The organism is Rhizobium sp. CC1099 (assembly GCF_029714385.1).
Classification (GTDB): Bacteria; Pseudomonadota; Alphaproteobacteria; order Rhizobiales; family Rhizobiaceae; genus Rhizobium.
Window position 1 is genome coordinate 799,747 of record NZ_CP121642.1, and the last position, 13,913, is coordinate 813,659.

The window sequence follows — 13,913 nt, forward strand, 5'->3', positions numbered from 1 at the left end:
GAAGCCGCGCTATGAGGCGGCGGTTAAACGAGGTCGAAGCGATCTGCGTACATTACCTTCGTCCAAGCCGCGATGAAATCCTCCACGAACTTTTCCTGAGCATCGGCCTGCCCGTAGACCTCAGCAAGTGCTCTGAGCTGGGCGTTTGATCCGAAAACAAGATCAACGCGCGTTGCTGTCCACTTGAGTTCGCCGGACTTTCGATCGCGGCCTTCAAAGGCGTTTTTTGAGCCCGGCACCGCTGACCAAGCGGTAGCCACGTCGAGCAGGTTCACGAAAAAGTCGTTCGTTAGTGATTCCGGACGCCGCGTGAATACCCCATGCTGCGAACTGTTGAAGTTTGCGTTCAGGACACGCAGACCACCGACGAGGGCCGTCATCTCGGGGGCTGTCAACGTCAAGAGCTGCGCTTTGTCGACAAGGGCGGCCTCCGGAGAGAGCGGAGAACGCTCGCTCTGGTAGTTGCGAAATCCGTCAGCGGCTGGCTCAAGATAGGTGAACGAATGCACATCCGTCTGCTCTTGTGTCGCATCCGTGAAGCCGGGAATGAACGGAACCTTGGTGTGGTAGCCAGCGTTGGCCGCAGCCTTTTCAATTGCCGCCGAGCCGCCCAGAACGATCAAGTCGGCGAGTGACACTTTCTTTTCGCCAGACTGCACTTCGTTAAATGCCTTCTGGATGCGTTCGAGAACGGTCAAGGCCGATGAGAGCTGTGCCGGCTCGTTGACCTCCCAGTCTTTCTGGGGAGCAAGGCGAATGCGTGCGCCGTTTGCGCCGCCTCGCTTATCCGAGCCACGGAAGGTCGATGCCGATGCCCACGCCGTAGAAACCAGTTGTGGGATCGAAAGGCCGGACGAAAGGATTTTCTCCTTGAGATCGGCGACGTCCAATTCGTCAGTCGGCTTATATTCGACCGCAGGGACCGGGTCTTGCCAGATCAGCTCTTCATCTGGCACCTCGGGCCCGAGATAGCGTACGCGCGGTCCCATATCGCGATGGGTCAACTTGAACCACGCCCGGGCGAAGGCATCTGCGAACTGGTCCGGATTCTCAAGGAACCGTCTCGAAATCTTCTCGTAGATCGGATCAAATCGAAGGGAAAGATCCGTAGTCAGCATGGTCGGAAGATGATGTACCGAAGCATCGGCGGCATCTGGAATAACCCTCGCCGCGTCCTTCGCGACCCACTGGTGAGCGCCGGCCGGACTTTTCGTCAGCTCCCAATCGTAGCCGAACAGGTTCTCGAAGAAGTGGTTGCTCCACCTGGTGGGAGTTTGTGTCCATGTGACTTCCAGGCCGCTGCTGATCGTGTCACCACCGCGACCGCTCCTGTAGCTGCTCTGCCAGCCGAAACCCTGCTGTTCGATACTAGCTTCTTCCGGTGCTGGTCCGACGTTGGCGGCATCACCTGCGCCGTGGGTCTTGCCGAACGTATGGCCACCAGCGATTAGCGCCACTGTTTCTTCGTCGTTCATCGCCATTCGCGAGAAGGTTTCGCGGATGTCGCGGGCGGCGGCTAGCGGGTCGGGGTTCCCGTCGGGGCCTTCTGGATTGACGTAGATGAGGCCCATCTGCACCGCTGCGAGCGGCGTCTCAAGCCGTCGGTCGCCCGAATAGCGGCTGTTCGGCATGTCGCTGGTCGCAAGCCATGACGTTTCGGGTCCCCAAAAAACATCTTCTTCAGGTTCCCATGTGTCTTCGCGCCCGCCCGCATATCCAAAGGTCTTGAAACCCATGGACTCAAGCGCGACATTACCCGTGAGGATCAGCAGGTCTGCCCAAGAGATCTTGTTTCCGTATTTTTGTTTTATCGGCCAAAGCAGACGGCGCGCCTTGTCGAGGTTGACGTTGTCCGGCCAACTATTGAGCGGCGCGAAACGTTGCTGGCCGCCTCCGGCACCCCCGCGACCGTCGCCGATGCGGTAGGTGCCGGCGCCGTGCCAAGACATACGAATGAAGAGGCCGCCGTAGTGTCCGAAATCCGCTGGCCACCAGCCCTGCGAATCCGTCATCAAGGCGTGCAGGTCCTTTTTCAGCGCTAGCCAGTCGAGCGTCTTGAACTCTTCGGCATAGTTGAACCCTTTGCCCATCGGGTTCGACAGCGAAGAGCCTCGGTGTAGAACGTCCAAGTTAAGCTCGTTCGGCCACCAATCTCGAATTGACTTCCCGCGGGGTGCCGAATGGGCAACCGGACATTTGCCAGCGGTGTCAATTTTCGTATCCATTTCGTTTCTCCGTGAGATGCCTGCGGCTGCGTTTGGGGGAGGGCGAAGTTTTGAATTCGAGTTGGCCTATCGGCCGACAATCTCGCGGCTCTCAGTGATGTGGTGACACGCCTACACCGTCAGGCATGCCGAAAGTCGCAGCCCTTTGAGATGCAGGCGGGGAAAACTGGGCGAAAAAGAACCTCACACCCTGAGCCGTGCTTTCACGTTATCAGTCACCGCCGTCGCAGGCGCTCATATCCAAGTATAGCCTCGTCAATACCAAGGTAGGTATGGTCCGCAGAGCTGCGCTCCGCTACGGCCGACACCCAGCCGCACTCGCAGAGCCTCGTCGTTGGCACTCGACGAGCACTTCACAGTCCAACCTGGACAAGAGTTTAGTGCGCGCTGTGAGGAACTTGGGGAAGGCAGGCAGCTAGCGCTTATTAAGTTGTTATTGGCTTTTCAGGGGTAACGCTGGTTGCGCATTGAACAAAGGGTCCTGAAGAGGTTTTTGATGTCGTACTTGAAGATAATGGCTCCGGCCGCTCTGATCCTCTCGATGGGGGTCTTTCAGGCCTGGGCAGGTGGCGAGAGGACATTTGGGTCGGCCGGAATTAGAGCCGAGGCAGTTAGTGCTTCAGCCTCGAAATCCAATGCCACCCTCGTGGTGACGTTAGTGATCACGAATGAGTCTTCGATCGCCAAACAACTTTTTATCGCCGAGGAGCCGACGGCAGTCGATAATGAAGGTCACAGTTTCTCACTCAACCCAAATATCTATCCCGTGGGAGGCATCTATGTCTGCAATAACCCTACAGAATGCCTCAATAATCAGAAAGAACGGACAAATGATAACGCGACAATAGTGGACGCCAACCACTCAATCACCGTCACACTCGCGTTCCCATTTGGCGCAGGAAAGGCCGAAATCGGTGATACGGTATCAGTGGGTCTGCTGGTCCATGCACGCAGCGCTGTAGCTGAGGGCGATCCAAGCGCAAAGTGGAGGACGGTTTCGCTTGGCGTCCCAGATATCAGTTTGCGGGGGGTGTAACCGCTTGCTGCGGGGTAAGAGGACGAAGTTGCAAGAGCTTCTGCGCGACATCTCCGTACAGGCCGGCGATCGCTTCATCGCGATCACCTTGCACCCGAAAGACCGAATCGAAGTTCGGCAATGATACCGCTTTGCTTTCTGTGTCCCGCCAGACCCAAATTAGCTTTGTCGTTACAGTCGCTCTCGCTTCCACAATGCCCGTTCCACGCGTCGAATACGCAATATCCTTCAGTCTTACCCTTACATTCAGAATTGGGTCGGTCGTCCCCACGGCATAGCCGGATCGTTTGAACGACGTCGTCAAACTCTGCGCGAGCGCCTGGTCATAACGGTCGTCTCCGGCAGTGAACACGATTGGCACGGATTTGCCTTTGTCGGACCCGAGGCCTGAGATGGTGAGGTCCACGATATTGACGGCGTCACGGAGACTTTGCACCGTCGAGGCGTATTCCTTGGATGGAAAAGGCTGATCAGTTTCCGTCCGTTGGACCAAGCTGACGAGCAGTGCACGATCGGCAAAATCACCGGGTCGAAACCGCTCTTGAGCGAACAACAATTCGTCTAAGGAAGGAAGACCTAGTCTAGGTTTGGAGCTGGCCGCTGTCTTCGTTTCGGGACCGTGCTTGAACACGTTCGCCATTGTTGTAGGTAGGGCCAAATAAATCGTAACTTGGTTCTTCACCGCCAATACTGCTGCCGGAGCGGTCACTATGAAAACCATTGCAGCCTTTAGGATAATTATCCGTGGGCGTGATCCAGGGAGCTTTCTGGCAACACTCATTGCTAGCGCCCATCCGCCCCCACCTACTTCTAATAGCGAATCCACAACAGGGACGCCGATACTTTTCAATAACTTAATAGAACGGACCACGTTGACGACATCATGAAAGTTGGAGGTAAATCAACCTAGATCTTTCGTCTGAACAAATCGTTCCAGCTTGCGCTCGTTAGGCCGAGCTGGAAGAACTGCTTATGCTTAGATTTCTGTTTGGGGTTTGCGCTTCCCCCGGGGCGTCGCTGCGGCCGCTAGACGGCACAAGGGATGACTGGCCGGGACTTGCTTGGGTTCAGGAGGATGTTCAACTCATTGCCTAGCTGCCATGCGCCCTTGGCGTCGTCTGAGGGCCAGCCCCTCTAGACGAAGAGCGCCGCGCGACATCGGCCTGTTTCGCCTTCCGGCCGACCAGAAGCCTTTAAGATCACTCCCTGAATGGAAGGCTCGTCCCCGCCAATTTGATCCACAATGCTGTCAGTCACCGACACCGACCCGCCGAGAAACTCTGCGCCGTCCTGGTATTTGGGAGTTTGAACAAGAGATAGCGATAATAGGCTAGACTCGTCAAACTCCAAATGGGTTGGGAGATCGCGCGACCGCCGTTCCGAGCAATACTGTTTCACTCTGCAGCGTCTCGGAATCTCGACCATGTCGAAAGTGCTACTTCAACGATGAACTCGAAATCATCCGGCATGTGATGCTGATCTGAACCGGTCACTAGCACCGTCCAGAACTCTCGTTCTTGACCGAACTCAGTGGAAATTCGGACAACTTCGGGCGTTTGCCCGCCGACCTTTCTGGAGACTGCCCAGAAAAAGCAACCCGGCTTGAGACCTGCCAGTCCGATCATGCCCGTCAACTCCTGTTGGACTGCCTTTATACGACGAGATGCGACAGGCGCGAACACCGGTTATGCATTGTCCCCAGCCCACCTTTGATGGATCGCTTGAGGCCACTGCTCCGTGGAGCCGTGGTCGTGAGATAACTCTGCGCCTTCCGCGGAATAAGCTGCGCTGGTGCTATCCGCGACGTTTCCGGAGCGGCGCGCGCCAAGATAGCAATCAGCGCTACTAATGGTTTGGTCGCCCTTCATCGGCGATTTGGCGAAGAGGTACAGCATGAGTATCTCGGCGCAGTCTCTCGAGTTATTTCGGAAAAACTTCCGCCAAGAGGTGCTAACGCTCGTCTTAGGCGTTCGCTTACGTCAAGACCGGCTTGCGTGAGCGCTTCGCGCTTGGAATCTATTTCCTCCAAGCCCCGATCCCATCCACCTCGTGGATTGGGATCTGCAAAAAGCAGATCGCGCAGCCTCGCCAACTTCCGCGCTCGCGCAATCATCCGGCGGGCGGTTGATGGCACGGGAGGCGAGTCTGGAGGCTCTTCGACCGGCTCAGGAACAAACGGAGGTCCCAACTCCGGATCAGGGGTGGGGACGAACGGTAACCGCACCGGCACAATCGGCAACGGGACCGACACGGGAGCTGTAGGAGGAAAATCGTCCAAGGGGCGGCCAGTCGAATACCGGCAACGCGAACAACCGGGATCCGGGCACGATCGGCAGCCCGTCATCCGTCAACGACGGCGCAGGAAACTTCCATGTCCGATAGACAACTCCCGACAAACTGCCCTTGATGGCATACGCGGTCGCAAAAAAACCCAACGGTGTCGGCATTTCGAATCCCGTTCGCTTGCGGTCGATAAGAAGCTTCCGAACGCTCAAACACGGTAGCTGTTGCCAGTTGGTCAGCCAGCCGGCATATTGGAAGTGAAAATAGCGGTACGCATATAATCTAAAGCATAACAGAATATGTTCTGGATTATGAATCGCGTTGTGCGGTGGTAATATATCTTTTGAAGGCCAGTTGAGGCGATCATTACATCAGCAATACGTAGACAATATAATAGTATACATTCAATTTATGGTATGTTTCTACGACTCGACGTTTTACGCCGGATGATAAAAATAACTACTATGCATTTTTTCGACCTTAGGACATTATTGGTGGCTCCCTACACAAAACCTCCTCCGGAATATCGTCGAAGGAGGCATAGTTCAGATTGTAGAGCCGCGAATAGAGTTTGCCGTTCGTCATCAGCTGCCGGTGATCGCCGCTTTCGATGAGCTCGCCATTTTGCAGGACGATGATACGGTCGGCCTCCCGGATCGTCGCCAGCCGGTGGGCGATGACGAGGCCGGTGCGGTTTTCGAGAAGTTTAACCAGCGCCTTCTGGATCAGCATTTCCGTGTAGCTGTCGATATTCGCCGTCGCTTCATCGAGCACCAGGATCTTTGCATCGGCAACGAGCGCACGAGCGAAACTGAGCAGCTGCCGCTGGCCGAGCGACAGGTTGCCGCCGCGCTCGCCGAGCACGCTGTCGTAACCTTCGGGCAGGCGCATGATGAAGTCGTGAGCACCCACGGCCTTGGCGGCTTCGATCACCTGTTCGCGCGTCGCCTCTGTCTTGTGATAGCGAATGTTGTCGAAGACGCTACCGGTGAAAAGGAAAGGTTCCTGCAATACCATGGCGATCTGATCGCCGAGTGAATCCTGCGTCAGCTGGCGTACATCATGCCCTCCGACCAAAACCTGGCCCTGCTGCACATCATAAAACCGGTGGATCAACGACATACAGCTCGATTTGCCTGAGCCGGTCGGGCCGACGAGGGCGACTGTTTCGCCGGGGTTCACCTTGAAGCTCACCTGCTTCAGCACCGGGTGCTTCGGATTGTAGCCGAAGACGACGTCGCGGAATTCGACTGAACCGTCCATGTCTTTCGAAAGCGCCATGGCGTTCGGTGCATCCTTGATCTCTACCGGGACATCGAGAACCTCCGTCAGTCTCTGACCCGACGCCATGGCGCGCTGCATGACGGAATATTGCAGCGTCAGCGAGCGGATCGGATCGAAGAAACGCTGGATGTAGAAGAGGAAGGCAACGAGCACCCCGACATCGAGAGCCTGGTTCAGGACGCGCGCCCCGCCGACGACGATAACGAGAGCCATTGCTACGCCGGTCAAAGAATCAACGATCGGTACCATCACCTGTGCATAGCGGGCGGCCGTCAGATGCGTCTTGAGGTTCGCGTGCGCCTTGTCGTCATAGAGCGTGAAATTGACGCCCTGGCGATCCATGCTCTGCACGGCGCGGACGCCATGGATTGCCTCGGCAAGCGCACCAGCCGCAACCGAGTTCGTCTCGTGCGCCGCCATGAAGGATTTGCGCGCCAGCGGCAGCCAGAAGAGACGGACGATGAAGAGGACAGGCAAGACGGAGAGCGTCAGCAGGCCAAGCCTGAAGTCGAGATAGAGCATCACGAAAACGATGCCGAAGAGTAGGGCGATATCGCCGACGGAAAGCACTGACGTCTCGAGAAACTCCTGCATGGAGTTCACGTCGCCTTGAAGACGCGACATCAGCCGTCCGACCTCCGTCTTGTCCATGAAGGAAAGCGAGACCCGCTGGAGATGGGAGAACATTGCCTTGCGGATGTCGAAGAGCACCTCCTCGGCGACGTTGCCGACCAGCGTCTCCTGGGCGTAGCTCGCCGCATAATTGATCAGGATCACGATCACAAACGCGATGATCGAATAGAGGAGGGCGGAACGATCCCCGCCCGGCTGCATGCCGTGGTCGATCGCGTAGCGGATGATCAGGGGGATCAACAGCTGCATCGCCGTGAAGGTGAGCACGGCTACGACCGACCACATGACTTGCGTGCGATATGGCTCGACAAAAGCCCAGATGCGCTTGACGATGTTGCCGTCGAAGGCCTTTCCGAACATTTCCTCTTCAATGCGATGCGAGCCGACGACCGCCCGCGGCGGACGGCGTCCGTCCTCGCGAACGTCGGAACGTTCGGTTTCCAGTTCCTCGGCCATGAAGTCCTCCCTGCGCCGGTTTCTTACGCGCTCAAAGCGTCGTCGCCCGGCCGCACCTGCAAGTCGTAAAGTGCCTTGTACCGGCCGCCGGCGGCCAGCAACTCCTCATGCGTGCCGCGCTCGACGATGCAGCCGTCCTCGACGAAGAGGATCTGGTCGGCATGCATCAGCGAACTCAGCCGGTGGGCGACGATGATCGTCACGCGGTCGGCGGCGTATTTGCGCATGGCGGCGCGGATGCGCTGTTCGGTGGCAGCGTCGATCGCCGCCGTCGAGTCGTCAAATACCATCACTGCCGGCCTCAGCATCAGCGCGCGCGCGATCGAAAGGCGCTGGCGCTGGCCGCCGGATAGCGAAATGCCGCGTTCGCCGACCACCGTGCCGTAGCCTGTCGGCAAGCCGAGGACATAGTTGTGCAGCTGCGCGCTTTCGCTCGCGCGCTCGATCCGCGGCTCCTTGGCCCACGGGTCGCCATAGGCGATATTGTTTTCGATGGTTGTCGTGAACAGGAAGGAATCCTGCTGCACGACGGCAACTGCGCGGCGGAGCGATTGCAGTGTCACCTTGCGGATATCCTGCCCGTCGATCGTGATCCTTCCCTTCGTCACGTCATAAAAGCGCGGGATCAAATGGGCAATCGTCGATTTGCCGCTGCCCGGCGGGCCGACGATGCCAACCGTTTCACCACGCCGCGCTTCGAAGGAAACGCCGTGAAGCACCTGATGCATGTCCGAGCTTGGATAAGCGAAGGCGACATTCTCGAAACGAAGCGTGCCTTCTGACACCTTCAATTCCTTTGCATCCGGGGCATTGCGTATGGCGATCTCCAGGTCGAGCAGATTGAAGAGGCGCGTGCCGCATGTCGATGCCCGGGCAAAGGCGTTGACCATCAGGCCGAGTTGACGCACCGGCATTTGCAGGATGGTCATGAACGTCAAGAACGAGGCGAGCGTGCCGACGGTGATGTCGCCGGCCATTACCTTTTCTCCGCCGACCCAGAGCACGAGGCCCATCGCAGCGAAGAAGGAAAAGGTCATGGCGCTGGTATTAGCAACACGGATACCGACACGCTGGTGGGCAAGCGTCAGCGCATTCTTCGATGCCTTTTCGAATTTGGAGAGCTCGTGGTCTTGCGCTGCGAAGGCACGGACGACACGGATGCCGCCGAGATTCTCCTCCATGATACGGGTCAGCACCGAAAGCCGCTCCTGCAGGTCGAGCCACGTGGCACGCAGCCGCAGCTGCGTCACTGAGGAACGCCAGCCGACGAAAGGCACGAAACTCAGCGCCAGGAGGCCAAGAACCACATCGGTCGAAATCAGCATGTACGCACCGATCCCGATCAGCGTCGAAAGCAGGAAGACACGCACAAGCGCTGTCGAAAAATACATTCGCACGCCTTCGAGATCGAGCAGTCCGACAGTGATCAGATCGCCCGAATGAACCGTGTCGTGAAAGCTGAAGGAGAGCCGCTGGATCTTCTCGTAACAGGCAAGCCGCAGCTCGTAGCCCATGTGGTGGCCGACGCTTTCGCTGTAATAGTTCTGAACCATCGTGAAGACGCCGCGGAGCACGCTGGCACCGAGTAAAAGCAGCGCCGTCGTCAGCAGCGCCTCCTGCGCCAGCTGGCCGGCCGCTCCGCCGGTCAATGCAACCTGCGTATGGTCGACCGCCTGGCCGAGCAGGCGCGGAATCAGAAGCTGGAACGCGGATGCTATGAGGGTTGCGCCAATGGCGAAACCCGCTTGCCAAGGGTGACGAAAGGCCATGACGGTGATGCGGACCAGCGTATAAAGGCCCTTGCCCCAGCCTGCCGCATTCACAAGCGCAAGCGAAGCTGAAGGCTTCGTCGCGCGTATCGACGCATCGCTGCTCACGGTATTGATTCCAAATAGATGTATGGTTCGGACGCTGGCCCGAAAAGACGGCAATTCCATGAAGGGATTGATTAGCGCGCTTAGTTTTGCCGATTCTACCTGAGCGTTCAAGTAAAGAATTCACCAGTTGGTTATTTTCTCGTGAGTGAGACGAATCCCTCAGCTCGGTCCCAATTGCGGCGAACGCCGCAGCATTAGAGGTTTCTTCACGATCCTTTCTGCGGACGTGACGAAACAGGACATCAAAAGGACGGCGCAAACCGAAGCGCAGAACAGCAAACCGACAGACACCCGCGAGACTGGCGGCAGCACTGTCGCCAGCGATTGGACGATCAAGCCGCCGAACGTGTAATGATTAAGGTAGAGTGCGTAGCTCAGGCTTCCGAGATATCGGAATATTGTCCGCTGCCGATGGGTGAACCCGGTTTCGAATGCGTCCGCATGCATGATGCAAAAAACCATAAAGGCTGTGGCCGTCAGCCACACCACACAGGCCCCGGTGCCGATGCCCCATAAGAGATCCCTGCCGACGAATATCTCGACAATGCACATCAAACCTGCTGGCAGCAGGGCGCCGATCGCGACTTTGGAGCGATGGCCGCGCAGGTGAGCCCACAGCAACATGCCCAGCGCGAAGAATACGCCGTAGCGCATGAGAAAGACCTTCGAAGGGAAACGCGAAAGCGTCGCAAACAGCTCCTTGTCGAGTAGAAAGGCCGCAGACCATACCACAAGATAGACCGAGCTTCCGGCGCAAATGATCTTCGCCAGGTTTTCCAAAGAAAGACGCGGCGCAAAGACGATCGTGATCCCGACGGTCAGGTAGAACGCAGCCTCGACCACCAGCGACCATACGACGCCATCGATATAAGGCCCGACCGGCGAAAGGACCGAGGAACGGATGAGGGGAGGGACAAGAGACGTAATGTCCTGGCCCGCCAGCGATAAGGCCGCAAAGCCGATCACGCTGGAAATCCACAAAGCCGGCAGGATTCGAAGGGCGCGCAGGTGAATGAAACGGAGAGCGCCGTGCATGCCGCTGGCGCTTTCTGCGCTCATGGAGATCACGAGGCCGGAAATCACGAAAAAAATCTCAACGCCAATGCTGCCAACCCCATCGAATGGCCAGAGGAAGGCGAACACCGGCCCGCTAGTTTGCGGAAGCTGGAAGCTTGAAAAGTGGAATAGCAGAACCAATGCAGCAGCATAAATTCTGACTATATCTACCACGTAATAATGTGTTGCAGGCTTTTGTTCAGGCATAGTCTCATCCAAAAGGAGTATATGTCCCGGATAAGTTTCGAGTATTTGTTTATTTAGCGTATTACTATTAATATAATTCCGTTGTCCACCCATATTGCGCGTGGATTGTAAACTTTTTATCTTGGAACACGTGGCGGACGGCGAGAGGTTGCAGCATGAGTTACGGATTATCGAGGCGTATCACGGCGATGCTGGCTATAGCCGGGCTCGCGTTTTTCTTACTTGCGGCCGGGACTTGCGAGCTTTTGGCCTCGACTGATAGGGACGGTCCTACCTTCAAGGACATCGCCTACGGAAGCGACGCCCGCAACAGGATGGACATCTATAAACCGCCCGGTGCCGGTCCGTTTCCGGCGATCATCTATGTCCATGGCGGCGGATGGTGGAATGGTGACAAGCAGTATCTCGCGGCCAATGCCAGGGACTATATGCTGTCGAAGGGCGTTGCGGTCGTTGCGATCAACTATCGCAATCTGGTCGAGGCAAAACGCGACCGGATATTCCCGCCCGTGCTTGCCGCGCTTGAGGATACCAAATCGGCCTACGGATATCTCCTGAAGAATGGCGGGAGCCTTGGCATTGATAATACACGGCTTGCCATATACGGCGCTTCGGCAGGCGGCTTCAATGCGCTCTGGCTGGCATTGTCGATCAATGAGGACGGTTCGCTGCAGGCGATCAAGGCGGTCGGCGGCATCGATGCGCAAACCACGATCGATCCCTTTGAGATGCGCGATTGGGTCGGTCCATCCATCAATTACGGAGGCCATGCCTTTGGCCTGCCCGAAGCGGATTTCCAATCCTTTCTGGCGCAAAGAGATAAATTCCTGAATTACATCTCGACGCTGTCACCCTCCTATCTGGTTCGCGCAGACTCGCCGCCGATCGTGCTTCTCTATTCGGGGGGGCTGCAGGATCAGTCGAGCGATCACATGGCGCTCGTCCACAGCCCGAAGTTTGGCGCAGAATTTCAAAAGACCGCCGAAAGGAACGGCCATGCCGTGACCCTTCTCGAGGGGGCAGAGCGTATTCCGGCGCGCTACAGCGATTTTTTCAATTTCCTGATCGATCGCGTTGTGAAATAGCCGCCTGGTCCGAAAGGTATCTTAGACAAGGCAGCACAAGGCGCGGTGGAAAGGACAAATCTCTCTTTTGTTTCAGCACTGTGGCTGACTTGTCTGCAGTTATGCCGAACAAAACGCTTGCCACGTTCCCATTTTAGGGCTTTCATACACGACTAGTTTGATAGACTATGACGACGGCAATGTTCCCTCGTTTCTGACGAAGCTCAATGCTTCGATGAGCGGCAAGCTTTCCAGACGGCCGCATGAACCTCACCAACGCAGGCGCATTGTCCTGCGTTGAAAACCTTGATCGAGACACGATGCGGGCTGATCCTGCAAGGGAGTTGAGATGACGGTTCAGGGACTTTTTGCTTCGAAGTTCAAGACGACAGCACGGGTTTCGGCTGTCCCTCGTATCGCAATCGTCGGCCGGGGTTTTTCCGGCATGATGAGCGCAATCGCCTTGATGAAAACGGTGCGAACGCCGTTCCATCTTCAGCTTTTCGATCCGAATTCCTCGGTCAGCGGGGGCCAGGCGCTGTCGTCGGCGCGCGCTTCGACGATCCTCAATACCCGCGTGCGCGACCTTTCGGTGTCGCTCGGCGACGCCGACGATTTCAACGACTGGCTCTGTAGCAACGCGGAATTCCGGGCTGCCGTGCGTGCCGCGATCCCGGGTTTCCGCCAGATTTTCGTTCCAAAGGCACTTTTCAGCGACTACGTCTATCAGCGCTTTTCAGAAGCGCTCGCAGCCCGCAAGGATATCACCGTACAGGTCTGTCACGAGCCGGTCGTCGCAATCCGCAGAAGCGATGCAAACCGCTTTCTGCTCGAAAGCGCCCATCCAGCCAATCCGCTCTTCGATACCGTCGTCCTGGCCACCGGCTACGGGCTTTCCGAGCCCGAGCCGGAGACGGAGGATCGGTCGCCGGTGCGGGCCCAGCGTCTCGTCGCCCGGCCGCATGCTGTTCTCCTTGGAAGCGGCATCCGCGTGGTCGACCAGTTGCTGCAACTGCGCGATAGCGGTTACACTGGCCAGATCACGATTGTCTCGAAGCATGGTTTCCTGCCGCAGAGCCATACACCGAATTCCGCCGATCCGGTTTTCCCGGCCGAGGCGTTGCCGCAAAAGCTGCCCGAGATCGTCCGCTTCATCCGCACTGCCTGCCGTGAGGCAGAAGAAGAGGGCCGTAGCTGGCAATCGGTGATGAACGGTCTGCGCAGACATGCCCGCTCTCTCTGGCGTTCGCTGCCGGCCGATCAGAAACGCCAGTTCAACCGGCATCTGCGCGCCATCTACGACAGCCACCGCAACCGCCTGCCAGAAGCGATGTATCTGCGCTTGAAACGCGAGCTTGCCGAAGGCAATACTATCCTTCGTCGAGGCACGGCCGGCCGCCGGGGGCTCAGCGGCATCTTCTTCACGCCGGCCGGGTCAAATGTCGAGGAAGTCATCTATGCGGAGCGTGTATTCGACTGCCGCTGCAAGGCACCTGATCTGGCGATGCCTTTGATGCAGAGCCTGATCGGCTCCGGCCTTGCCGTGCCCGACGAGCTTTCGCTGGGGCTTGCCGTCGATCAGCGCGGCGACCTCTGCCTCGAGGACGGATCGACGGTGGACGGCCTCTTCGCCGTCGGTCCGCTCGGCCTTGGCAGTCTGCCGGATATCGATCTGGTCCCTGAAATCGTCACCCAGGCCTACGCGGCTGCGGAGAAGGTAGGAGAGCAGTTCTATCCTCGAAGCAGAGCTGTTTGAAATTATTCGGACTTTTGTGGGAACCATTTCGCGGCT

Annotated in this window: 9 protein-coding genes; 3 read left to right on the plus strand and 6 right to left on the minus strand. The window is 57.4% G+C overall.

The features are described 5' to 3' along the window. Nucleotides 1–23: 23 nt before the first annotated feature. Nucleotides 24–2,213, minus strand: a complete 2,190-nt coding sequence (gene katG / locus QA644_RS25020; protein WP_283074020.1) for a catalase/peroxidase HPI — start codon at nucleotides 2,211–2,213, stop codon at nucleotides 24–26. A 508-nt stretch (nucleotides 2,214–2,721) separates the two neighbouring features. Between katG and QA644_RS25025 the strand changes: the two genes are divergently transcribed. Further along, entirely contained in the window at nucleotides 2,722–3,261 is a 540-nt protein-coding gene (locus QA644_RS25025) for a hypothetical protein (RefSeq protein WP_283073731.1), read from the plus strand. Here the strand turns inward: QA644_RS25025 and QA644_RS25030 are convergent. The 5 genes from QA644_RS25030 to QA644_RS25050 all read right to left on the minus strand — a co-directional run bounded on the left by QA644_RS25030 (nucleotide 3,242) and on the right by QA644_RS25050 (nucleotide 11,150). Next, nucleotides 3,242–3,982, minus strand: coding sequence for a hypothetical protein (locus tag QA644_RS25030; protein ID WP_283073732.1), 741 nt, complete (start codon nucleotides 3,980–3,982; stop codon nucleotides 3,242–3,244). The genes QA644_RS25025 and QA644_RS25030 overlap by 20 nt on opposite strands. Before the next feature lie 673 nt (nucleotides 3,983–4,655). Then, entirely contained in the window at nucleotides 4,656–4,886 is a 231-nt protein-coding gene (locus QA644_RS25035) for a hypothetical protein (protein WP_283073733.1), read from the minus strand. A gap of 1,138 nt (nucleotides 4,887–6,024) precedes the next feature. After that, entirely contained in the window at nucleotides 6,025–7,917 is a 1,893-nt protein-coding gene (locus QA644_RS25040) for an ABC transporter ATP-binding protein (RefSeq protein WP_283073734.1), read from the minus strand. Between the two features lie 23 nt (nucleotides 7,918–7,940). After that, entirely contained in the window at nucleotides 7,941–9,794 is a 1,854-nt protein-coding gene (locus QA644_RS25045) for an ABC transporter ATP-binding protein (RefSeq protein ID WP_283073735.1), read from the minus strand. A gap of 159 nt (nucleotides 9,795–9,953) precedes the next feature. Further along, the gene (locus tag QA644_RS25050) at nucleotides 9,954–11,150 is read right to left on the minus strand and encodes an acyltransferase (protein ID WP_283073736.1); all 1,197 of its coding nucleotides are present in this window, start codon (nucleotides 11,148–11,150) and stop codon (nucleotides 9,954–9,956) included. A 62-nt stretch (nucleotides 11,151–11,212) separates the two neighbouring features. On the opposite strand from QA644_RS25050, the gene QA644_RS25055 reads away from it, so the two are divergent. After that, entirely contained in the window at nucleotides 11,213–12,142 is a 930-nt protein-coding gene (locus QA644_RS25055; protein ID WP_283073737.1) for an alpha/beta hydrolase, read from the plus strand. A 328-nt stretch (nucleotides 12,143–12,470) separates the two neighbouring features. Then, entirely contained in the window at nucleotides 12,471–13,877 is a 1,407-nt protein-coding gene (locus QA644_RS25060; RefSeq protein ID WP_283073738.1) for an FAD/NAD(P)-binding protein, read from the plus strand. Nucleotides 13,878–13,913: the final 36 nt, after the last annotated feature.